Annotated in this window: 22 protein-coding genes; 5 read left to right on the plus strand and 17 right to left on the minus strand. The window is 38.4% G+C overall.

The genetic code is table 11. The features are described from left to right. Positions 1-196 precede the first annotated feature (196 nt). The 4 genes from CWD90_RS02850 to rlmB all read left to right on the plus strand — a co-directional run bounded on the left by CWD90_RS02850 (position 197) and on the right by rlmB (position 6,895). Complete coding sequence (locus CWD90_RS02850) at positions 197-3,349, plus strand: SusC/RagA family TonB-linked outer membrane protein (RefSeq protein WP_103474413.1); 3,153 nt, start codon at positions 197-199, stop codon at positions 3,347-3,349. Between the two features lie 11 nt (positions 3,350-3,360). After that, a complete protein-coding gene (locus CWD90_RS02855) occupies positions 3,361-5,061 on the plus strand; it encodes a SusD/RagB family nutrient-binding outer membrane lipoprotein (protein ID WP_239986443.1) in 1,701 nt (566 codons plus the stop codon). A 17-nt stretch (positions 5,062-5,078) separates the two neighbouring features. Continuing rightward, the gene (locus CWD90_RS02860) at positions 5,079-5,972 is read left to right on the plus strand and encodes a hypothetical protein (protein ID WP_103474414.1); all 894 of its coding nucleotides are present in this window, start codon (positions 5,079-5,081) and stop codon (positions 5,970-5,972) included. A 179-nt stretch (positions 5,973-6,151) separates the two neighbouring features. Continuing rightward, on the plus strand, positions 6,152-6,895 hold the full coding sequence (gene rlmB / locus CWD90_RS02865) for a 23S rRNA (guanosine(2251)-2'-O)-methyltransferase RlmB (protein ID WP_103474415.1): 744 nt from the start codon (positions 6,152-6,154) through the stop codon (positions 6,893-6,895). Between the two features lie 37 nt (positions 6,896-6,932). Here rlmB and CWD90_RS02870 read toward each other — a convergent pair whose 3' ends face one another. Further along, positions 6,933-7,676, minus strand: coding sequence for a rhomboid family intramembrane serine protease (locus tag CWD90_RS02870; RefSeq protein ID WP_103474416.1), 744 nt, complete (start codon positions 7,674-7,676; stop codon positions 6,933-6,935). Between the two features lie 145 nt (positions 7,677-7,821). Here CWD90_RS02870 and CWD90_RS02875 point away from each other — a divergent pair, with 145 nt between their 5' ends. Continuing rightward, positions 7,822-9,099 carry a replication-associated recombination protein A gene (locus CWD90_RS02875; RefSeq protein WP_103474417.1) on the plus strand — a complete coding sequence of 426 codons (1,278 nt, stop codon included), beginning with the start codon at positions 7,822-7,824 and terminating at the stop codon, positions 9,097-9,099. A 25-nt stretch (positions 9,100-9,124) separates the two neighbouring features. On the opposite strand, the gene CWD90_RS02880 is transcribed toward CWD90_RS02875, so the two are convergent. The 16 genes from CWD90_RS02880 to metF all read right to left on the minus strand — a co-directional run bounded on the left by CWD90_RS02880 (position 9,125) and on the right by metF (position 24,210). Next, positions 9,125-10,006 carry a hypothetical protein gene (locus CWD90_RS02880; protein WP_103474418.1) on the minus strand — a complete coding sequence of 294 codons (882 nt, stop codon included), beginning with the start codon at positions 10,004-10,006 and terminating at the stop codon, positions 9,125-9,127. 253 nt (positions 10,007-10,259) lie between these two features. Further along, positions 10,260-11,696: a DUF5723 family protein gene (locus CWD90_RS02885; protein ID WP_103474419.1), complete on the minus strand. Its 1,437-nt coding sequence runs from the start codon at positions 11,694-11,696 to the stop codon at positions 10,260-10,262. Further along, a complete protein-coding gene (locus CWD90_RS02890) occupies positions 11,693-12,235 on the minus strand; it encodes a hypothetical protein (protein ID WP_103474420.1) in 543 nt (180 codons plus the stop codon). The genes CWD90_RS02885 and CWD90_RS02890 overlap by 4 nt, the downstream gene beginning before the upstream one ends. Before the next feature lie 61 nt (positions 12,236-12,296). Next, on the minus strand, positions 12,297-12,986 hold the full coding sequence (locus tag CWD90_RS02895) for a YjjG family noncanonical pyrimidine nucleotidase (protein WP_103474421.1): 690 nt from the start codon (positions 12,984-12,986) through the stop codon (positions 12,297-12,299). Beyond that, the gene (locus CWD90_RS02900) at positions 12,979-14,274 is read right to left on the minus strand and encodes a polysaccharide deacetylase family protein (protein WP_103474422.1); all 1,296 of its coding nucleotides are present in this window, start codon (positions 14,272-14,274) and stop codon (positions 12,979-12,981) included. The genes CWD90_RS02895 and CWD90_RS02900 overlap by 8 nt, the downstream gene beginning before the upstream one ends. A 92-nt stretch (positions 14,275-14,366) precedes the next feature. Continuing rightward, complete coding sequence (radC, locus tag CWD90_RS02905) at positions 14,367-15,065, minus strand: RadC family protein (protein ID WP_103474423.1); 699 nt, start codon at positions 15,063-15,065, stop codon at positions 14,367-14,369. Between the two features lie 158 nt (positions 15,066-15,223). Beyond that, positions 15,224-16,561 (minus strand): Gfo/Idh/MocA family protein, encoded by a 1,338-nt coding sequence (locus CWD90_RS02910; protein WP_103474424.1) that lies wholly within the window; start codon positions 16,559-16,561, stop codon positions 15,224-15,226. 99 nt (positions 16,562-16,660) lie between these two features. Further along, complete coding sequence (locus tag CWD90_RS02915; RefSeq protein WP_103474425.1) at positions 16,661-17,455, minus strand: 3-keto-disaccharide hydrolase; 795 nt, start codon at positions 17,453-17,455, stop codon at positions 16,661-16,663. An 80-nt stretch (positions 17,456-17,535) separates the two neighbouring features. Further along, entirely contained in the window at positions 17,536-18,033 is a 498-nt protein-coding gene (locus CWD90_RS02920; RefSeq protein ID WP_103474426.1) for a VOC family protein, read from the minus strand. Between the two features lie 77 nt (positions 18,034-18,110). Next, complete coding sequence (locus CWD90_RS02925) at positions 18,111-18,470, minus strand: hypothetical protein (protein ID WP_103474427.1); 360 nt, start codon at positions 18,468-18,470, stop codon at positions 18,111-18,113. Positions 18,471-18,610: 140 nt separating this feature from the next. Further along, positions 18,611-19,075: a hypothetical protein gene (locus CWD90_RS02930; protein WP_103474428.1), complete on the minus strand. Its 465-nt coding sequence runs from the start codon at positions 19,073-19,075 to the stop codon at positions 18,611-18,613. 320 nt (positions 19,076-19,395) lie between these two features. Beyond that, positions 19,396-19,752, minus strand: a complete 357-nt coding sequence (locus CWD90_RS02935) for a hypothetical protein (RefSeq protein WP_103474429.1) — start codon at positions 19,750-19,752, stop codon at positions 19,396-19,398. Between the two features lie 218 nt (positions 19,753-19,970). Next, positions 19,971-21,047, minus strand: a complete 1,077-nt coding sequence (locus CWD90_RS02940; RefSeq protein WP_103474430.1) for a serine hydrolase domain-containing protein — start codon at positions 21,045-21,047, stop codon at positions 19,971-19,973. 115 nt (positions 21,048-21,162) lie between these two features. Next, positions 21,163-21,897 (minus strand): head GIN domain-containing protein, encoded by a 735-nt coding sequence (locus CWD90_RS02945; RefSeq protein ID WP_103474431.1) that lies wholly within the window; start codon positions 21,895-21,897, stop codon positions 21,163-21,165. Positions 21,898-22,017: 120 nt separating this feature from the next. Further along, positions 22,018-23,115, minus strand: coding sequence for an acyloxyacyl hydrolase (locus CWD90_RS02950; protein WP_103474432.1), 1,098 nt, complete (start codon positions 23,113-23,115; stop codon positions 22,018-22,020). 141 nt (positions 23,116-23,256) lie between these two features. Then, positions 23,257-24,210, minus strand: a complete 954-nt coding sequence (gene metF / locus CWD90_RS02955; protein ID WP_103474433.1) for a methylenetetrahydrofolate reductase [NAD(P)H] — start codon at positions 24,208-24,210, stop codon at positions 23,257-23,259. Positions 24,211-24,382: the final 172 nt, after the last annotated feature.

A 24,382-nucleotide genomic window follows, 5' to 3' on the forward strand; every position in this document is an offset into this window, starting at 1 on the left:
AATTCCTACGATCACGTCAATAAATTGTTATAAATATAAAATAAAGCTTAACATCTGTGACAAAACATCAATTATAATGCAATAAGAAGTCATTTTTAACAGTTATTTATTATGCGCGCATAATAAATGTGCCTAAAAAGTTGTTTTATTAACAATAAATTAGGATTTTTGCATCGCTAATTCAAATAATTATAAAATGAAAACAAAGTTAAATGGAATCCTAACGCTGTTTCTAGCGTTGATTGTGCAACTATCTTTTGCACAAGAAAAGACGATTTCAGGTACGGTTACGGACCAAGATGGTCTGCCGCTACCTGGAGTGAACATCCTAGTAGAAGGAACTACAACAGGTACCCAATCCGATTTTGACGGACTTTACACTATTAACGCAAGTGTTGGTGAAATTTTGGTGTTCTCCTATATAGGTCAAAGTAATGCCAAAATGACCATTGGCGCCAGCAACACCATCAACGTCCAAATGGAGGAAGATGCTCAGGCACTGGAAGAAGTGGTTGTAACAGCCTTAGGTATTAAGAGAAACCCAAGATCTTTAGGATATTCTGTTAAGTCTGTTGAGGCTGAAGCCATAACCGACAACTCAGAACCAGATTTAATAAAGTCACTTAACGGTAAGGTACCCGGAGTAAACGTTAATGTATCAACGGGTGTTGCCGGTGCCGCCAACAAAATAAGCATAAGGGGAACTACTTCCTTTCAAGGAGGAAACCAACCTTTATTTGTAGTTGATGGCACACCATATAGCAATGACCAAATAACCACTACTAGCCAAATTACAGGCGGTGGAGGATATGAATCCGGTATTTCATCTTTGGACCCTAATGATATAGCCAATGTTGAAGTACTTAAAGGAGCAGTAGCCGCAGCACTTTACGGTTCTAGGGCGGTAAATGGTGTTATCATCATTACCACCAAAGCTGGTAAATCCGGCGGATTGTCCAATAAAAAATTCGAAGTATCACTAAATACCGGTGTATATTTTGAAAAAATTGCCAATCTTCCAGAGTACCAAAACACTTACGGTAACGGAACCAATTTCAATTACAATAATGCCAACGGTTCTTGGGGCGCAAGATTTGATTCTCGCGAAACCATTCCTACCTGGGCAAATTTGCTTAATGCATTTCCTGACCAATTTGGGCCTACGGTTCCTTATGTAGCACAACCTAACAACGTAAAGGACTTGTTTAAAACAGGATTTGTTGCCGATAATTCGGTTAACATTAGTTCTGCTAAGGAAAATTCCAATTTCAGCTTAACCATATCCAATATAGACCAACAAGGCTATATCCCTTTTAACTCATACAAAAGGACCAATATTTCTGCAGGTGGTAATTTCAAATTGGACAATGGTTTAAAAGTTGGAGCCAATCTAAGTTACTCTGACAGTTACCAAGTTGGCCCGTTCCTTGGAGAAAACCAATTCACAGGAGCCGCTTCTTCCTTTGCAAGGACTTTGGTTCTAGGTAGAACTTGGGACTTAAGCCTTCCGTATGAAGATGCCAATGGAGCGCCAGTAATACCCAACGGTGGTTGGGATCACCCATTATGGTCTTGGGAACACAATCAAATTAGGACTGGAGTAAACAGGACTGTTGCCAATGTAAATTTTGCCTATGACTTTAATGAGCACATTAATGCAAGGTATCAATTGGGTATTAATAAGTACGATCTAGCTCGTATAGAAATAACAGATAAAGGTTCTAGAGGTGCTTCGGGCACTGGAAGCGTGGTAACTGATGATTACGGGAGCGAAGAAATCGAATCTACCTTCGTGCTAAACTTTAATTATGACCTTGCCGAGGATTTAAATATGAACTTCTTGGTCGGAAATAACGTGAACCAAATTTCCAGCCATCGTGTTGGTTATACCGGTACGAATCTAATTGCAGACAATATCTTTACCGTGAACAATACGGCCAATGTAGTTTCGGATGTAGATGAAACAACAAGAAAAAGGATCGTTGGTGTTTTTGCTGATTTAGGATTAGGATATAAGGATTTTCTATACCTGAATGCTACGGCCAGAAATGACTGGTCCTCTACTCTACCTCAATCAGACAACAGCTTCCTATATCCATCAGTTTCTACCTCATTTATTTTTACTGAGGCTTTAGGAATAAGTAATGACATCCTTAGCTATGGTAAAATTAGAGGTGGTTGGGCCAACGTAAGCAGAGATGCCGATCCTTACCAAATCAATAAAATATTTACGGTAGGTACAGTTTACTCAGGGCAACCTTCCGTATTCGTTCCTACTACTCTTGGTAATCCCAATTTAAGTCCGGAGAACACCGAAGAGTTTGAAGTAGGTATAGATTTGGAACTCTTTAACAAAAGAGCGATAGTTGACTTTACATGGTATCAAAAAACGACTACCGATCTTATTTCTGAAGTTAATGTACCTACTTCCTCCGGTTACACTTCATTGTTGACCAATATAGGTGAAATGGAAAATAAAGGTATCGAAGTTGGATTAACACTTATTCCAGTGAGAACCGACAACTTTAAATGGTCCACTTTCACCTCTTTTACAAAGAACAAGAACGTGGTAAACAAATTGATCGAAGGTCTAGACAGGTTTCCAATAGATGTTAACCAGATAGCTTTTGTAGACGAAGGAGAAGCTTTTGGAGTATTCTACGGAACCGCATTCATGAGGGATGATGAGGGGAATTATTTAATTGAACAAAGTGAGGGGGGTATCTTACAAGCCTTGGACAACCAAGTAGTTGGTGACCCTAACCCTGATTTCAAAATTGGTTTTACCAATACCTTTAAATATAAGACTTTAAGTTTACAGGCCCAATTGGACTGGAAAGAAGGTGGCGACATTTCCTCTTCAGGAATTGCAGCCTTATTAGGTAGAGGAGTAACCAAGGATACAGAAGACCGTGAACGCACTTTTATTCTTCCAGGTTTTTATGGTAATCCCACCACAGGGGAACCTATTTTGGATGGTTCTGGGAACAAAATCCCAAATACTACCCAAATGACAATGAACAACCTATATTTCTCACCAACCAATAGTAACACCTTCGGTATTAATTCCGTAGATGAGGCTACCATTTATGATGGAACTGTATTTAGGTTAAGGGAAATAGCATTGGCATACGAAGTTCCAAAGAAGTTTTTGGACAAAACCTTTATTGGTGGTATGACATTTTCAGTGGTAGGGAACAACTTATGGTATTTTGCACCTAACGTTCCAAAGTACACCAATTTTGACCCAGATGTTACTGCTTATGGGTCAGGTAACCTACAAGGTATTGAGACTCAATCTGCCCCTAGTTCCAAAAGGTTTGGGTTTAAACTTAACGTAACATTTTAATAAAAAGAACTATGAAAAATATATTTAAAATAAATCTGAAAAGCCGCACAATGTTCGCCGTAGCATTGGTGTCTTTACTTTTCTACAATTGTAGTGACTATTTGGATGTGAATACAGACCCAAACAATCCTACAGTAGCTCCCTTGGATCAACTATTGACAGACACGGAGAGGAACTTTAACTTGATAACGGAATTTAGGGTTTATATGGCAGAGGAACTTTCCGCCTATGTACACCAATTTACCTTCCGTGAAGAGCAGGATCAATATGGTACCAAACAAGACAATACCGATATTCAAAATTCTTGGGACGTTGCCTATTCGGTAATCACCGAAGCTGATATTATTATTGAGCAAGGTACTGCTGAGAACGAGATGATCATTGTTGGAATGGCCAAGGTTCTTAAAGGATATACTGCGACCATTATTGCTGACATTTGGGGAGATGCTCCTTATTCAGAAGCCTCAAAACTTGCCACCGGCGTTGTAAGCCCTGTTTTTGACAGTCAGACCGCAATCTACGAAAATGCATTGTCGCTTATTGACGAAGGTCTAGCCAACATTAATAGTGGACAAGGTGCCAATCCTGGTACCCAAGATTTATTTTACGATGGCAGTATTCCTCAGTGGAACAAATTTGTGAATACCCTAAAATTAAAATTGTACAACGAAATTAGGTTGTCCACTATGTTTAATGCCAGTAAATTGAATGCTTTAATTTCTGCAAATAACTTTATGGCTAGTAGCAGTGACGATTTCGAATTTCCTTATTCTACTACCCAATCACCGGCAGAAGAAAGAAATCCACTTTTCAGAACTACTTACTTAACAGGACAAACTTCCCATTATGCGAGCCCTTGGTTCTACGAAATATTAAACGGATGGAATCCGAACATTCACAACGGATTGGCCGATCCAAGGCTTCCTTACTATTTCTTTAATCAATTAACACCAGGTCAGTTACCTCCGGATGTTGGTGACCCTACAACAGGAGATCCCAAAGCGGATTACTGGGATAGAAATACAGGATTCCATACTATTAGATTTGGTAGCGTAAGTGCCAACAGGGATTTCGCTTCCAGAGAATCTTCCACCTATCCAGGAATATATCCTGCTGGAGGTAGATATGATGATGGTCTAGGTGGTGATGCCGATGTAAATGCAGGTACCGGCGCAGCTCCACATAGGATGTTAACCTTTCATGAGTCTTTGTTTATTCAGGCAGAATTAATTCAAGCCAATGTCATATCTGGCGATGCAAGAACAATGTTGGAAAACGCAATGACCGCGGCCTTTAAAAAGGTAGATGATGTAGTAGCAAATTCAGAAACATCCCAGACCGTTCCTAAATTAATTGGAACTACTGCTGTAACCGATTTTATTGATGGTATTTTGGCTGAATTCGATGCGGCATCCGATACCAAGAAAATGGAAATCATTATGACCCAAAAATGGGTATCCACTTTTGGCGATCCATTTGATCAATATAATGATTATAGAAGAACTGGATTTCCTGTTTTAGCCGATCCAAATTCTACCTCTCTGGAATATCAATTGGACAATGAAGATGAATGGCCTTTGCTTGACAGTGAAACAAACTTACTAAGACCATATCAGGTTTCCATATTCTGGCCGCAAGCTGAATTAAACGTTAATGAAAATGCACCTGCCCAGAAAGATGCAACCACGTATAAAATATTTTGGGATAACTAATTCATAAAATTCATATCATGAAAAATATATATATTCTAAGCCTCTTTTTAGCCGTATTTGCGCTAAACACATCTTGTGATGATGACGGAGGCACGTCGGCAGTACCGACCACAAATGGTGCTCTACCCGATTTCGCAGTAGTTGCAGGTAGTTCTGCATTTATTGACCTTACAGGCTTGGACGACCTAAAACTACAATTCACAGTTGGTGTTGGGGTAGGAGAACCAACATCTTTTGACCTTAAAGCATTCTACCTTACGGTGGATGGCAATTTGTATGGCCCAATAGTTTTGGATGCCGGCGTAACCACTTTTCCTAAGGAATATTCAATTACGGGGACCGATCTTGTAGGTGCCTTTTCAGAACTCAGTAGCGCTGATGATATTCAAGTTGGAGATGTTTTAAAATTATTCACGTCTTATACATTTAAAGATGGTTCCCAGATTGATATTCTAAATAGCAAAGCGGAACCAAATTACCTTGCTTCCGATTTTAATACCTACTCCGACTTTACGGTAAAATTGGAGTATGTTGTATCTTGTCCTTCCGATTTGGCTGGCACCTACACGGTTCTTAGTAGTGGATCTTCTACTGATTCAGGACCAACACCAGATGAAAACCCTATTGTTGATTATCCATACACTGTGGTTCTAACGGACAATGGTGGCGGAAATTATACTGTTTCAGATGGTTTTGCCGGTCTGTATATACTATGGTATGATATCTACGGTATCTCGGGTGAAACTCCGGGTAATTTCACCGACATATGTGGTGAATTATCAGGGACTTGGGGAGAACCTTTTGGAACCGATGTTACTGTTACTGGAACTGTTAATCCAGATGGGACACTTTCCATTACTTGGATAAATGGCTATGATGATACTGCGGATGCTGTTTATACTCCACAGTAAACCCAGTATAAAATCTAGGTAATAATTTATTAAGAAACCGTTGAAAATTACTTTTCAGCGGTTTCTTTTTTTACTAATAGTTCAAACTTTGGCCTTAATTAGATCAGGCCTCATTAATTATTGCCAGCTAATACTTTTAAGTTGTATTTATTTCTCACTTATTTTCTACCTTTACCGACATGAAAGATACTGAACAAATTTATGGCATCAGAGCCGTAATTGAAGCCATAAAAGCGAATGAACCCATAGATAAGGTTTTTATCCAAAAAGGCCTTAAAGGCGACCTTTCTAAGGATATGGAAACCCTAATCCGGAAAAATGGTATTACCGCTTCCTATGTGCCCATTGAAAAATTAAACCGACTAACCAAGAGCAATCATCAAGGTGTGGTTGCCAATATATCTCCCATAACCTTTTTGACCGTGGAAGAAATGGTCGAAAAAGTGCTGGAAACCAAAAAAACACCACTATTCCTATTATTGGATCAACTGTCGGATGTGCGCAACTTTGGTGCAGTAATCAGAACCGCTGAATGCACTGGGGTAGATGGAATCATTATACAGAAAAAAGGCGCTGCTCCAGTTACAGCAGATACCATTAAAACATCGGCAGGTGCCGCTTTTCGTGTGCCTATTGCCAAGATAGACCATATAAAAGATGCCGTATTTTATTTACAAGCCTCTGGAATAAAGGTTATTGCTGCAACCGAAAAAACAGAAAACACCATTTATGAGGTTTCGTTTAAAGAACCTTGTGCCATTATTATGGGCTCTGAAGATATAGGTATCTCCCCCTCTATTTTAAAGGTTGCAGACCACATGGCAAAACTACCCATGCTGGGTGAGATTGGTTCTCTAAATGTTTCGGTAGCCTGTGGCGTTTTCCTTTATGAAGCGGTAAGGCAAAGGCAAGAAACCCCTTAAGGAAATAGATTGCCCAAATTTATAAGGACATGCCATATTATAATTCCAATCCCGAATCTTCGGGATTTTTTTTATAATGATAAGTGATTTTAATTTCTTCTTCAGTTGGGTCCTGTGGTCTGTTTTCAATAAAATTACCATTTTCATCAAAATGCTTTAAGAATTCATCCCCCTCTTCGTTATAATCCTCCTTTTCCCAATCGTATTTTTTTATTTTGGGCAAAGGGGCCTTCAATACGAATGCCAAAAACAAGCCTGTAACAAAGCCGCCTAAATGGCCCTCCCATGAAATTCCGTCCTTAACCGGAAAAATATACCACAGCGTACTGCCGTAGATAAAAACTACAATCAAGGATAGGGCTACCAATCGGTAGTGTTTGGAAATAATTCCTTTAAAAAATATAAAACTGACCAGAACATAAATTAATCCGCTTGCTCCAATATGATAAGACGGCCTTCCTATGAGCCAAGTTATAAAGCCCGAAATAAGTATTCCCCATAACAACACCTTAAAGGCTATGCTTCTATAGAAATAAACCAAGGATGCTGTAAGCATGGCCAACGGAATAGTATTATTGTACAAATGTTCTACGGAGGCATGCAAAAAAGGACTTAAAACTATACCCCGCATCCCTTTTAGTGTCCTAGGATAAATACCATAATGGTTAAAGTTAACCTGAAACCGAATTTCAAACCAATATACAGTCCAAATAGAGAGCACCGCCAATAATGGAATAGCAATTACGGCATTGGAAAATTTAAAATAGTTGCTCTCTGTCATAACGGAAATATAATTATTTATGCAATATGCTTACCAAAAATTTAAAATCGGTTAAAATGTCATTTGTTTTTTTTCTAATTAAAATTCCCTTTTAAAGTCCCGAAAAAGAAACCGCTCTATACCAACTTTGTTTTATTTTTACATTATGAACGAGCCACTAGCAGAACGGGTACGCCCAAAAACCTTAGAGGAATATATAAGCCAAAATCATTTGGTGGGGGAAAATGGATCATTGACACATCAAATAAAAAAAGGGATTTTACCGTCCTTAATTCTATGGGGACCACCTGGAACTGGTAAAACCACTTTGGCCAATATAATAGCCCATACCAGTGGCCGACCTTTTTACACCTTAAGCGCCATCAGTAGTGGTGTAAAGGATATACGGGAAGTTATAGAAAAGGCCAAGCAAAGTGGTGGATTGTTCACAACCAAAAACCCAATTCTCTTTATTGATGAAATTCATCGCTTTAGCAAATCGCAGCAAGACTCACTTTTAGGGGCTGTGGAAAAAGGTTGGGTCACACTAATTGGTGCCACTACAGAAAACCCGAGTTTTGAGGTAATTCCAGCGCTCCTATCCAGGTGTCAGGTATATATTTTAAATCCTTTTGGGAAAGAAGACCTTGAGGCTCTTCTCCATAGAGCTATGGAACAGGATGCTTATTTGAAAACGAAAAAAATAAAGCTTAAGGAAACAGAAGCCTTACTCCGTCTTTCTGGTGGAGACGGCAGAAAATTACTCAATATATTTGAGCTAATCATCAACTCTGAGGAGACGAATACTATTACCATAACCGATAATCTGGTTACAAGTAAAATTCAGAAGAACACTGTTCTTTATGACAAAACTGGGGAGCAACACTATGATATTGTCTCGGCTTTTATTAAATCGATCAGGGGAAGTGACCCCAATGCAGCAGTATATTGGTTAGCTCGGATGATTGAGGGAGGAGAGGATGTGAAATTTATTGCAAGACGATTACTTATTTTAGCCTCTGAAGACATTGGTAATGCCAATCCTACAGCCTTGGTAATAGCGAATACCAGCTTTCAGGCCGTAACTACCATAGGATATCCTGAAGCAAGGATCATATTAAGTCAATGCGTCATCTATCTCGCCACATCCCCTAAAAGCAATGCCAGTTATATGGCCATAAATAAGGCGCAGCAAACTGTAAAGCAAACCGGGGACCTTTCTGTTCCTTTGGCATTGCGGAATGCCCCAACAAAATTAATGAAAGACCTAGGGTATGGAGAAAATTACAAATATGCACACGATTACGAGAATAATTTTATAGCAGAGGAATTTATGCCCAAGGAGGTAGCCAAAACAAGTTTTTACCGACCTGGCAACAATCAAAGAGAAAACGCCATCAAAGATTTCCTAAAAAAGCGATGGAAAGATAAATATGAACTTTAATGGGGCAACAGATCCCTAAGGGTATTTAGAATTTAATATTCAGTTCCTGCGCCATTATTTTGTCATCACCGCGAGATTCAAAATACCACTTGTCTCCTTTTTTTAAAACCACGCCATGTTGAACACCTCCGGTCGCCTGTGCAATAAAGACATTGGCTACCGATGTTTTCCACATCCACATTGCGATTTTAGGCGTGCTGTCCACTAATTGAAAGCCGTTGTCTATTGGCTGGGCATATAACACTCCCAATCCTTCTGTGGCATACTCCACCTCTGGCAAAGCCATATCAGGCATATTTTGGGCCTTGGTAATATTGGACTGAACCGGTTCCCTATTTTTATAGGACTGCTCCTCCAAGGTAGCCTTTTGCTGAACTACTGGATTGGGAATATTTTGTTGAGGCTGGGCACTGGCCTTCTCCTCTATTCTTTTAACATCATTTTTATAGCTTACAACAGCTGAAGGTACGTTATCTCCCAAGGATTCATATTTGTACCCTACTCCTGACAAGGATTTGAAACATTCCTTTATTGCCTCCGAATAAGCCGATTTGTAGTCTTTTTGTTTACTGCTGCCTTCCACTGTTGTAAAAATAACGTCGGACATACAATCTTTAAGTATAAGCGTGACCTTTGTGGTAAACATAGACGAATCATTAGAAAGATTCAAAGACAACCCAAGACATCTATTGGCTACCAAATCCGCAGGCATATCGTTGTCATATACCGCGATAAAACCATTTTCCACAAGATTATATTTGATCAAGGTACTGGTCTGATACTGGTTTTCACTTTTAAAAGCCTCAAATTTGGTTGGAACTATTATGTATTTGTATTTATTTAATTCAGCTTGGGACATTCCGTAAAAGCTGCATATTAAAAACAGGGTTAAAAAAATATTTTTCATCAGTTCAAATTTCATGGTTTCTACTCATCAGGCTAGTTGCCTCTAGCAATAATTCATCATAAAACATGCCAGAAGTCCTTAACTTCCAGTCAAGCTTCATTTAAAGGTTACATCTAAATAATTATTTGATTAGGAATAAAATATGACACTAAAAAACTTATGAATCCATGGATTCCCACATTTATAATCTTAAATACCTCTAAGATAAGTGGACATCCAAAATACAATAATGTACCTTTTCAAAAATCATATATTATTTCTTCCCCCAAGATATGATATTTAATCCTAATTGAAAAGAGGAGTAGTTACTATCCGCAAGGTTCCTATAGGCCAATAAGTTATCCGCCATGACATAGATATTTACGGGACCGGCTTGTAGATTGAGCCCCAAACCAATATTGCTCCAAGAAAACTTATCTACAGTGTAGGTTGTTTTTAATGCCAAAGCCCTACCAAATCTTCTTAAATAAAAGGCGGTAAGTGCTGCTTGTGGCCCTCTGGGCCTATTAATCACGTACAATTGACCACCAATACCGTTGGCATATTTAGTGTAATCCCTCCTTTTAGAGACCATATAGTTACAGTCGCAATCTATATTTTGTTTCATGGGTTTCCCCCAATTATGGCGTATGGAACCGTATAATTTAGTAGGCCTAAAGGAAATATAACTGTTATTATTAGTACCATGAGGGACAAGAGCATCCACCTCATCCACTAAATCTTGCCAAAAATCGTCATTGGAATTAGAAAATGCATCGGGTAGGATTACTTCTATTCCCTCTACAGTAGCATTTCCTTTTATGGTATAATTCTTAACGTCTGTAGAACTATAAACAAAGCCTAGATCTAACAAACTTCCAGTAATCACGGTTTGCTTATTAAGCTTATAGGTAAATCCCAGGTCGATACCAAATCCTAAATCACCCCCAAAGAACATTCTACTTGTTATAATTCCTGGCAAAAGAGAACTATCATTGTCCAGGGCATCCTCAATTTCATTAAGGCCAGAAGACCTTAATTCCAGATCGGCATCAATAGTATGGGACAAGATATTGTTTTGCCCTTGGTTAGTAACAAAATAACCCTTGTTTTTGGTCGACGAAAAATTAAACACACTGGAATACACTTTGGCACGAGCCCCTATGGTTAGGGCGCCGTCAACTACCTTGTTGACCCCAAAATGAAATACATTGAGCATCTCCCCCCTTGTTTTTAAATGACCAAGATCAAATTTTCTACCCAATTGATCAGCATTGCCCTCAAAGGCCAGGATGGCATAATCCTTAAACCAATAGCCAATGGCATCACCTTCATTATAAATGCCAAAAGAATAGAAATTATCAGGATTACGTCCACGAAAACCTCCATTCAGCAATTCCACTTGATAGGTACCACTTAGCTCATCACGGGTGTTCATACCATAAATTGCACGTTCCCTAACTTTTACATTAAAATCCACTCCGTCATCCGCGAACAAATCGTTTACTGTAAGGCCACTACTGCCGGCCTGAAAGGAAATACCGGACAATCCCGGAATACCGGCATACCATTGAAAGTCGGTTGACATTCCAGGGTTGATCATTAAAGCCTGAGGGATTTCTGTAAAATCGTACAGTATTTGCTTGTTCTGCGCCATAACAAAAGCACAGCCCAATAACCAGGTCAATAAGACTTTTTTGAATTGCCTCATTTTAAACGGACCCTGAATTTACCACTGGACCTAAAAATAATTTTCGGATCTGGGAGGTTGGAAACACTGCTGTTGTCCTCTATAAGAACACTGACTTTTATACTTGAAGTATTTTTTATAATTTCTATGCTTCTTTCCTTTCCTGGGCCATAAGGCACTTGCCTTCTATAAAGTGGTGTTGGGGCAGATGGCTGTACAGGAAAATCTATAGTATCAATTGTATTACCGTCTTCATCCAAAAATTCTACAGTAGGCCTAAACTCCTTACTGGTAGTATTATCTATTTCAAAAAATATAGAGCCATCCAAAACCCGATCAGCAAAGGCATCAAAAGTAAAGGCATCAAAATTAAAATCCTGGGAATAATAATATTGGCCAACGGCCTCATTTATTATTCTTTCGGGCGATTCTACATACAAGATACTTGCTTCTACTGTAGGTATAATTTCTAAATCATCGTATTGGTCGAAGTTTTGCTTTTCTATACAAGAATAGAATGCAAGCAAAATAATGGAGAAAAGCAATATTTTATTTTTCATACCAAACCCTTCTAGAACAACACTTGCTATTTTGTTGCACTAACGTTACTTTAATATAACTCTATAAATAAAACTTTATTTCACTTAAATCGCTAATCATGTCGCAATATTCGTGCTCCGGTTCATTATTCGCGTTAAAATGCAGCGTATGAAGTCCAACAGCCCTTGCTCCCAGAATGTCTGCCTCAAGATTATCCCCGATCATTAAGGATTTATTCGGCAAAGTATTGGCTTTACTAAGGGCCAGTTCAAAGATTTTTGGGTTGGGCTTTTTAACACCTGCCATTTCGGAATTAATTATATGATCAAAATAATTATGGATATTGGAACTTTGCAACTTTTTATCCTGTATTTCCTGAAACCCGTTGGTAATTATATGTAATTTATAATTGGGCTTCAAATAGTCCAGAACTTCCACTGTATTAGGGAAAAGATGATTGAAGGTGGATAAGTTCTCTATATACTGATCGGACAAAACATGTATCAATTCATTGGATATGGAAAGTCCGATCGTATCAAAAGTAACTTTCAATCTTTCGAATCTAAGTTCATCCTTGGATATTTTTCCCTCCCGATAATACTTCCAAAATTCAAAATTTATGGGGATGTAGGCTTTTAAAAAATCCTTTAGCTCAATACCCACTGAATTTTCTGTAAGGATTTTTTGAAACGTAAGTGCAGAATTTTTTTCAAAGTCCCATAAGGTATGGTCCAAATCAAAAAAAATATCGGTTACAAGGGTTTTAAACATGAACTTGTTTTAGGATACTACTATACAATTTCTTCCAATTCAATTTGCTTTCGGCCCCAATTAATTCATTTGAAAAAACAGTGATAAAATTTCCGTTTACCATTTTCGTTGCCAGATAAAGCCTGTTAACTGCTGTAAAAGCTTCGGTCCTATTTCTATATTTCAATAAGCCATAATCGTGTACGGCAAACGGATGAATCTTAATAGGTTGCTGCACTTCCAAAGGGATATCATAAAAATAAAATGGCAAACTGGTCCCTGCTCTAAATCCTATTTCATGGGTATATCCCATTGTATAGTCATCCGTAAAACCTGCTTCTATCAAATTTCTATAGGTTTCAGGGATATCTACCCTGTTATAGCGCATTCTAGAACTTGTAACCGGCCTATTGATCACATTGGAAAGGTTCTTTTTCTCCTCCTTTAGCAGGTCGATATCGTTAAACGAACTATACGAACAGGATAAGGAAACCTTATCATAATCTGCTACCGATTTAATTAGGTGCTTAAAGTTGTTATTGTTGGGGGAGACATTTTTGTCATAGGTGGAGTACTCCGCGAATTGAAAAAAAAACATTCCTTTTACCTTATTGTTTTTATGCAATTCTATAAGCTCAAAAAAATTATCATAAGGGTCTTTTTTCAGCTTTGCCCAAACCGAAATACGGTCAAAAACCCGTCTAATTTTAAGCGATGCCAAATCGAATAGAAACCCGGACATCCCTCTAACAAAACCTCTATAGGCAAAACAATGGGAACTGGAAACATCTATTACGGAAGTATATTTATAGTTCCTGGGCTTGTGTTTTAAATCTTTGAATTTATCCTTTAGCGCATATAAAAGTTTTTGGGCCCAAATGTCGACCAAAGGCTTTTCCAAAAAATCGTGTTGAAAAGCCAAACTATCTTTTGGCGAAAACCTTCCATGAATGTCCTTTACATGGGGCAAGTACTCTTCGTACCTACTCAATAGATAAAAACTGGCCGAAAAGATGTCGAAAGGCAAATTGCTCCTATCCCCAGTAGAGAAAAAACACGGTGTTCCATCCCAATCCGACATGTGGATCTGTAAATCATTTATACCCTGCTCAAACAACAAATCATTGCTCCGTACAAAAAACTCATTTTGTAAAGGTTGTTTCGTGTAGGTAATTTTTGGACCAGTATGCTTTATAAAATCCTCTACTTTGGTGGTGTAGGTTACATCTACCCCCAAAATAGTCGTAAACATATGTCGCATGATATAACTAAAACGATGCGTAATTTTATGGGTGTAGATGAGCAACATAGAAATATACTTTTAACTTTTTTTAAAGTGTATGGCCTTCGGTTTTCGATTTCAAAATTCGTCCTGTTAAACCTTAAATTATAAACCGCGGTCTAAAGAATATTTTCGTCTGCAAAACTAAAGTATTCTTTTTGTGTGATTATAATATGATCCAAAACTTTTATATCCAAAGCTTCGGAGGCCACTTTTAATTTTCTGGTAATTTGTTTATCGGCCTCACTTGGTTTTAAGGTCCCCGAAGGATGGTTATGCGCAAGGATCAATCCAACAGCACCAAGTTCCAACGCTTGTTTTAATACGAGACGAACGTCTACCAATGTTCCTGTAATGCCACCTTTACTCAATTGTCCGGCATGCAGCACGGCATTGGAATTATTCAGAAAAACTATCCAAAACTCTTCATGTGGCAGTTCGCCCATTTTAGGCTGTAAAAGTTGAAATACATTTTTACTGCTGCTAATTTTTGTTATCTTCTGAGCTCCTTCTTCCCTGCGTCTCCGCCCAATTTCCAGAGCAGCAGCGATAGAAACAGCTTTAGCTTCCCCAATGCCTTTAAATTGCATGAGCTGTTTTATAGACAATTTCCCTAATTCGTTCAGATTATTGTTTACAGATGCTAAAATACGTTTCGACAGTTCAACAGCACTTTCATTGCGACTTCCCGAGCCAATAAGTATGGCTATTAATTCAGCATCTGAGAGATGGGATTTACCTTTTTGCACTAATTTCTCCCGTGGCTTGTCATCATCGGACCAATTTTTAATAGAGAAAGAAGATTGCTTGTGTTGCATATCCTAAAGATAATAATCTTAACCTTTTATCTATATTATAAGGTTAATAATTACCTCAAAATTACCAACTAAATTTATAGGGATGCAAAAAAAACCCATCGGTCATTCTTATTAAAAATGACCGATGGGCTATAGTGGTTGTCTAAATAGGTGAATTCTTAAAAATCCCTATAGGGTGCGTCCAAAAACTTATTGGCCTCCGGTTCGGAAAATCTAGCAGTGGTATTATCCCAATGCAACGTTTTATTCGGAAAACGGCCGGCAATAACACCTAACAATATGGTTTCGGTCAATCTAGCGGAATATTCAAATGGGGCGGTACATTCGGTTTTGCCCAAGCAAGCATCTACAAACTGGTGATAGTGCTTGTCCCCTTCGGAATCGTAGTCCCTAACCGGCTCCCCAATGGCCGCTTGATCCTTGATTATGGACAAATCTAGTTCTTGATACTTACCATCTACTATAAGCCTAGGCAATTCCATGAAATGCGGCAATAAAAGTCTTCCCTTTTCTCCTATAAACATGGCCCCTTGACCTGGTAGCTTCTCTTTGTTTGGCAATACCAAATCCTTATGTTTCTCTGGTGCCCCTTTCCCATCGTACCAAATCCACTTCAAGGTATCAGCGGTATATTCGGTTCCCGGAAAGGTATAAGTGACGGTATTTTTTTCAGGAAATCCAAATCCAGTGGGTTTTCTGCACTTGTTTTTTATGGTCATGGGTACATCCAATTTAAGGGCGTTGTAAGGCGTATCGAAGATATGCACACCCATATCACCTAAGGTACCACAACCGTAGTCCAATAACTTTCTCCAATTAGCTGGATGGTAATACCCTTCCTTATACGGTCTTTCTGCAGAAGTTCCCAACCACAGATTCCAATCCAAATTATCGGGAACTGGATCGGCTCCTTTTGGCTCAGGTCCATCGAACCCCCAATTCTTTGGACTCCATGCCCTAACGCTACTTACTTTTCCTATAATTCCAGATTGGATTAATAAGGTGGCTAGTTTATAATCATAGAAAGAATGTACCTGAATTCCCATTTGGGTCACCAAGTTTTTTTCTTTGGCCATTTTCCGCATCGCCCTAGCTTCCACTACATGGTGGGTAAGGGGTTTTTGACAATAAACCGGCTTCCCGATTTCCATGGCCATCATTGAAGCAGGAGCATGGGTATGATCCGGAGTAGAGACTATTACCGCATCTATCTCATTCTTCATTTCCTTAAGCATTACTCTGTAATCCTTAAATACCACAGCATTGGGATGTAGTTTTTTTGCTGCTGCCAAGGCATTGGAATCAACATCACAAAGGGCTACCACATCTACCAATTCATGTGATGATATGGACGCAAGGTCATTTCCTCCCATATTACTGACACCTATATGGGCCGTCCTCAAGCGACCATTTTTGGACAGAGCCCAAATAGAGGATGGCAACAGTGCCGTTAAACCCAAGGCAGCGGTACTTTTAAGAAAGTCTCTTTTTTTCATATCTATATTTTTATTGTTCTTCTACGGAATTAAGTGACCCTTGCTGATTCAAATAATTAAACCCTTCTTTGTTAAGGATTATTAAAATCATATTGGGCATTATAATTTTCTGATTTTTATATTTCTAAACCAAATGGGGCTTGAATGATCCTGAAATCCAATATAACCGGTTTTAAACCTCCCATAATTTTCTTCATCCTTCCATTTTCCAGAATTCTTTTTTTCATACCAATCTTTGGACCAAGGCACAAAAGATAGTACTTTTTTCCCATTGAGCCAGTGCTCCACTTGCTCAGGAGTAAATACAATTTTTGAAGAATTCCATTCACCGACCGGATGTAATACTTTTTGCTTTGGATCAACAACATGCATGGCATAATCAGAAGCAGTTTGCTGTAAAGGCTGAAGTGCCGCGGGATTTTCAGTATGCCCAAGACTCATATTATAGGCAGTAAGATCGTGGATTTTATCATAGTTTTCGTCATCAATAATTTGGTATTCCGGGGAAATATTTGGTGGGCCCGCATTGGGTATACCTTCCTTTAAGTGGTAGAAAATTCCGCTATTACCTCCTTTGGGTAGTTTCCATTCCACATAGAACTCAAAATTATCAAATTCCTCCAGTCCATAAATTATATCCTTTCCTCCGGTATAATCCTGCTCTAACCCCAATTCGGTATCAAAAGTCAATACACTATCCCTTACGACCCACCCAGGAGGCAAGGAATCACCATTGTAGGCTCGCCATCCGTTGGTAGAGACACCGTCGAACAAGTTTATCCAATTTTCGGATTCAGCTATAGTTTCAGGTTTAACTTCAACACCGGATTTGGTATTTGTTTTGCAAGAAGTAAGTACTAATGCAACAGAAAAAAAGGCAATTATGAGTTTCATTTGTTTATTTTTTTTGAAGTATTTTAAAAAATGGAAGATAAAATTTTTTTCACAAAAGACTCAAGATATGAAAGCATAATTTACGCTGTATCCAATTCCTGTAACAAACTTGCCATATTTAAAGCTTTTGTGAACATTACAATCGATCCATCAGCTTCGTAAGACCAAAGGCTTTTTGGACGGTCCCAATATAATTCAACTCCATTCCCATCTGGATCGTTCAGATAAAGTGCTTCGGAAACTCCGTGGTCACTGGCACCAGTTAAGGGGTATTCCCCAATGCGTAAACGGGAATATATTTCGGCAAGATCTTTCCTGGTTGGATATAAAATTGCCGTATGAAACAAGCCCACACTACTGGTAGGCGCTGGGGGTTGCCCTTTGGACTGCCATGTGTTTAAACCAATATGATGGTGGTAACCACCCGCTGAAATAAAGGCTGCTTGGTCCCCATACATTGTGGTGACTTCAAAACCCAAAAGATTACAATAGAAATTTAACGACCTCTCCAAATCGGCCACTTTTAAATGCACATGCCCTATTCTTGTCTGGGAAGGTATTTTATATTCGTTTTCCATATAGGGAAAGTTTTATGCCGTATGTAAATATTCATTCCAATGCCTTGGCAGACATCTCTTAGGAATCACATATTGCGTTAGTCCTTATAAATTCTTGCAGCGTATGTTGCAGTAGAGTCTATAGGATAAATGGACATGGGATAATTTCCCCTAGGCTTAATATTGGGCATTTCCACAGGCTTAACCTTGGACGAATTTGGTCTTGATTGTTGATTATCCATTAAATTACTTAGATAATCTTTATAATTGAAGTCAAACAAAATAGTGTCTACTAAGGTAGTTTTACGCCTTTTAAGAACATTGTCCTCATGAAAGCTCCAACCCTTTTCCAAAAGATCGTTATTGTCCTCGGAATTTGCCAGTTTTGAAAATTGCTGTGCATTTAAATCCGTCCCAATTAGAAATAGTACGAGGCCAAAAAAGATAATTTTTTTCATCTGTTTATATATAATTGTCCCTTAAAGGTATCCCAAAAACTATAGAACTCAGTCCAACAATAAACATCTAGTTTAGTATCCTAAATTATAGCAACTTAATTAGTGTTCTATTTTTATGGACACCACTTGAGTAAGCATCTTTAAAATTCCCCGCAGTGAATCCCCTTTTCGTATTGTTGCCTTAACGCAGCTACGGCTTTTTTTAATTCCCCGGGCGCGTTTCCGTATTCAAAGGTCACTTTATGTTTTTTACCTGAAAAATTTTCAATTTCCAACCATTCTGCTCCGCCATCGGCACAGTCTGGACATCCAATGATTTCTGGCAATGAAAAAAACACATCTAAATCTACCGTTTTTTTAATAGAATCCCAATTAATCTGGGTCAGTTTTTCTGTACATTTAATAGGTTTCACATCATCGTTCCAACCTGAACGGGAATAAATTACCGAGCCCGACTTAAGCAAAATGGTATTTGAACAATAACCTACACACATGCCAAAGGAAGTCCCATACCCCAGCTGTTTCAATTCCGTAGGATTATTGTCATCTTTATCACAGGCCATCAATAAACCGACCATTATAAAAAGATATTTATTTATTCTCATCCTTTGTTTTGTGTATTAAAATCGTCCGTATCCAAATGAATTTCCAAAGATAATTCCCAGTTGGCTAATTCATTATCCTAAAGATGTTTATATTCTATATAGGTTGCGTAGCCCATTTTTCCAATTACAAGAACCTTTTAACAACCAAGGTCTCCCAAATTCATAAATCAACTTGGAATAATGCCCAAATGCTCCTATAAAGTCCTTAAGTGCTATTATTGTTAACTGGAAGTTCCCAAATAATTTATTCCAACACAAACCAAAAAGAGCGGTTAAATCAATGGAAAAAGTGTCTGGACCAATCGTTTCAATGTTGGAGATTAATCGCTGTTCAATTTTGACTTGTTCGTCATTAGTATCCTCAGTTCTTCCTTATTAAAAATAATAAAGCAAATAATCAAAATGATGAAAATTGGATTTATCAAAAGGAATCCAACACTGAATTTTATAGAAACGTAAAAAAAATCGATCAAACTAAATAATCCGGCCAAAAGAGTTAATCCAAAAACTAATAGGTAAACCTTTTTATTGATAAAGAAAAAACAGGCCGCAAAGGTTAGCCAGCCAATGCCAATATAGAGCGTACCATCCAATTCAATATCTGTAAATAAATTCATCCCTATGGAAAGAAGAACTAAAAATACGGCCAACAATAATGGTATTATATCTTTGTTCATCGATAATTTTCTATTCAACTTAATTTTTAAGGTTCGGGTTTAATGAAAACCTAAATATACCCTCTACCCTCATTGCCAGTTTTTAAATATCGTTATTTTAGGCACAATTAAATAGAAAATAGGCAGTTTTCACCTTATATCGACATCTCCACTGTACCAACCATACAACCTCAACCTTAATGTATAGCGTTATCTATAAAGGTTTCAAAATATTAGCGCTAGACAGCAACCTCCCCTAGCAGAAGACTTATCACCTCTTCCAAAGTATCCAAAACCCCAGGATTTGTACAATTTACTAGAATAGAAAAAACCATATCATGATCCGGAAAAAAGTAGAACACCGCATAGCCACCTACTCCATTACCCACATGACCATAATAGGTCCTACCCAACTTATCCTGAGTAACCTGCCATCCAAGGCCGTAATAGGTTGGTGCACCATTAACAATCCCGGAAGTGAAGAATTGGGATTGAACTGTAGCTTCCCTTATATTTGAATCCAAATAAACCTGTCCAAAAAGTGCAATATCGGCAGAAGTGGACAAATAGCCACCTCCGGCCAATTTGTACGTATTATTTACGGGAATGGCTTTTCTGAAACCCAATCTGCCCTTCGAATAAAAAGTGGCACAACTAGGGGGGAGTTTCCCAGGAGTTTCAGGGAATGTATTTTTTAAACCATAAGGTTTTAAAATCTTTTTCTGGACATAATCGGCAAAGGGAATACCACTAACTTCCTCAATAGCCAAGGAAATCAGTACCCAATCATAACTGGTATACTGAAAGCCTTTTCCAGGCTCAAAAAGTAGGTCATCATCCTGAAATAGGGCAAGGGCATCCTTAATGGTCAAGGGCTTGTTAAGTCCATATTCACCACCTCTATAACCTCTGATTCCCGCTGTGTGCCCTGCCAACTGCCGCAGCGTAAAGTCGAATTCCTTTTTTAGAAGGTAGGGAAGGTATTTATAAATAGAAGTATCTAGATCAAGTTGTCCGCTTTCAACCATGGTAGCCAAGGCGGCCGCAGCTATGGGTTTGGACACACTGGCTACCCTAAATATTGAATTTTGGGGATCTACGGGAGTTTGTTTATCCAAATCCGAATAGCCATAGCCTTTTTGAAAATATACCTGGTTGTTTTTACGAACCGTAATCGCCAGACCTGGAACTATATTATCAGTAATGAGTTTTTGCAATATTAAATCTGCTTGGATCTTGCCCGATAATTTCTTATCCCCACCTATAACCCGTTGGGAAGCATATAAATTCTTTAAACATTTTAAAATAGGATTCATCGGTTAAAGACTATGCTTTCTTTATGTTCGTGGTATACATTTTTTTTTGCCAACTCGGAAGATCAAACTTAGACAATGGGCACTATCCAAAGTAGCATGGGCTAGGCTATGGACCTTAATTAATAAAAACAAGTTCCCCCTTATACAATTGCTCCACTTCCACTAGGGCCGGTCTATTAAAACTCAACACGTCGCCGGTACCCCGCAAGGTGCCCTTTAGCGATTGCTGTGGGCTAATGCGCATATCGTTGGACCCCCTGTGGTTAAAACTAATATTTTCGGCAATTAAAGCCTCTGCTTCCAAACGCGAATCCCCAGAGGCAAAAACAATACTAAAATTAAGTGTTTTGCCCCGTAAATTATAGTAGGAAATACCATTGGAAACAATGCTCAAACTTTGAGTATCCAATTCCAAATTAAACTCTCCACTGGTATAGCCTGCATCGGGATCATTAAAGCTTTCAGAAATAAGACTTAAACTTTGGTAAGCCAATACCCCATCACTTACGACATCCAAGCCTGTACTGCTTCTGATCTCAGTAATGTTGGGCGTGGTAATATATACTTTGGTAAGTCCGTATTTTCGTGTAAAATTACAATCATTGGTATCGCGTAACAACAATCGGCCATCCTCCACTGTCACCATAACTTCGTTGCGCAAATATTCCCCTGTTTCCACTTCTACCTTTTGAGTACTTCCTTGTTTAAGGGTCAGTTGCACATTTTCATATACCGTAATCTTCGTAAAATCGGGCACTACTACCGTCTCCCTACTAATGTCGCCTGCATTTTGAAAGCAATCAGAAGCGTTCTCACTGTTACAATTCCAAAGCAAGAGCACTGCAAACATAAGTAAGCAACATTTGGAAACAATTCGAAAACTGTTTCTCCACCCTAATTTTATCATCAAAATAAAATAGTATATCAATTTAAATATTTTTAGTATGCCTTTAACCAATTTATTTTGCTCCTAAAGTCGTACCCCTACCCCAAATTCCACAGCTTCGGCTTTTGCTCCATGAGATTTTAAAGTTACCGCCCCATATACCTTATCCGAAAAATATCGCTTTAATCCAATTCTATTGTACACCTTGCCTTCAAAATCAAAAGGATAATACACGTAATACCCCAACTGGGCAATAACGGACATTTTATTGATAAAAAGTTCATGACCCAAAAACAGTCCAACACGTTTATAATCGTCGTCAGGCTGCACCCCATATTCTGGGAATGCTACAGACTGGTAACGTATAAGTTCTTTTAAAAAGTTAGAAAAATAAACATCTGCACCAAACTGAAGGGCACTTCTTCTTGTTAGGCGTTTGTCTGCATATGCCGAAAAAATATAAAAAGCATATTGACCGGAATCCACTACATCGCTTTCATTAATACCTGACCTAAAGGCTAAATTAAACCGAATAGGTTCAGTAACCTTTAATTTTTCGGTTCTTAAATATTCCCTTTCCAAACCGCCATCCAAATCGTAGGTGACACCCACATTTAAGGCCATAGTATTGGTAGAGGTATTGGGTGCCGTAACATTGGCATTGGAATAATGTATTAGAGAAATTCCGGCCTTTAGCCCCAAGCCTTTAAATATGTTCTCCTTATGATAATTAAACATTAAATAAGTAGAACTCAAGAAATGTGAACCATAGGCATTGTTCCTGAAATTCTCGTTCTTATCAAAGGGATTGGTATTATAGGCCACTCCCTGTCCCAGTCTAAATTGAATGTTTCTTTTAAAAAAATAGAAATTGTAATGGGCGTAAAGTCCAAAATTTTCCCCCAAAGTACTACTGTTCATATTCTGATAAACGAACGAAAAACCGGTGTCAGGATAATTATATAATTGTTGCCATTCCTCGTCCCCATAGTTCTTCCTATTATATCCCAAGATAAATCCGCCAGGATGATTGGTGATTAAATGGGAAATATCCGTATTGTGCAATAACACAGATCCGTAGAATTGGCTAACATCCAAGGTATATCGCTTGGTTTCTTGCCGGTTTTGTGAAAAGCAAAAAGCTGTCGACAGACAGCCTAAAAGAAATAGCTTCAGTTTCATGGGGAGCAAATGTAATGAAAAAATAAAAATAGGAATTTATAAACTTGACAAGGCTGTAACGCCATACATTAACTCCTTTAATCAATGTCAGAATAGCAACTTATTCAATCCGTTTATATCCATTGTTACTGAAAGTAATACCTAAAACAACTGTTTGGCAATGGCCTCAATATTATCAGATTTCCCCATGGAATAGTAGTGCAACACCGGAACACCTGCTGCTTTCAGTTCCTTGGATTGTTGTATTGCCCACTCAATACCTACTTGTCGCACATCTGCATTGGTAGAACAGCCTTCCACAGCTTCTATTAAATCCTGTGGCAAGTCGATCTTAAAAACCTGAGGCAATAATTGTAAATGTCGTTTTACGGCAATGGGCTTAATACCTGGAATGATAGGAACATTGATGCCCATATCCTTGGCTGCTTTTACAAATTCAAAATATTTCTGATTATCAAAAAACATTTGTGTCACCACATAATCGGCCCCAGCATCCACCTTTTCTTTTAATCGTTTTAAATCAGTCATTAAGGAAGGTGCTTCCAAATGCTTTTCTGGATAACCTGCAACCCCAATACAAAAATCGGCGCAATTAACCTTTTCTACCGAATCGTGTAAATAATTACCCTGACTAAGGGCGTAAATTTGCTTAACCAAGTCTGTGGCATATGGATGTCCTCCTATTGTAGGATTAAAATACTGCTCCTCCTTCCTGGCATCTCCGCGTAGTGCCATCACATTCTCGATTCCCAAATAATGACAATCCACAAGAACGTACTCTGTTTCTTCCTTTGTAAATCCACCGCATAACACATGAGGAACGGTATCAACTCCGTATTTATGTTGAATGGAGGCACATATACCAACCGTTCCCGGTCTCATACGCGTCAACTTTTTGTCCAACAAGCCATCCTTATCTATGTACACATATTCTTCCCTAGAGGTAGTAACATCAATGAAGGGTGGTTTAAATTCCATTAAGGGATCTATATTGTCATATAATTCCTGAATGCTCCTTCCTTTAACAGGTGGTATAATTTCAAAGGAGAACAAGGTCTTCCCTTCAGCTTTATTTATGTGTTCCGTTACTTTCATAATTACTCCTCTTACCTTTCCCTAAAGAAAAGGACCTAATGTATATTGTTATATTTAATTCCCTGCACAACTGTACTTTTCATATTCTAATATGGCAGCTCCCAAACACTCCTTGCCATCGGTTTGGGACCGGGCTATCCACTTAATTTTTTCATGTCTAAAGACATAAAAA

The organism is Arenibacter catalasegens (genome assembly GCF_002909235.1).
GTDB classification, from domain to species: Bacteria; Bacteroidota; Bacteroidia; order Flavobacteriales; family Flavobacteriaceae; genus Arenibacter; species Arenibacter catalasegens.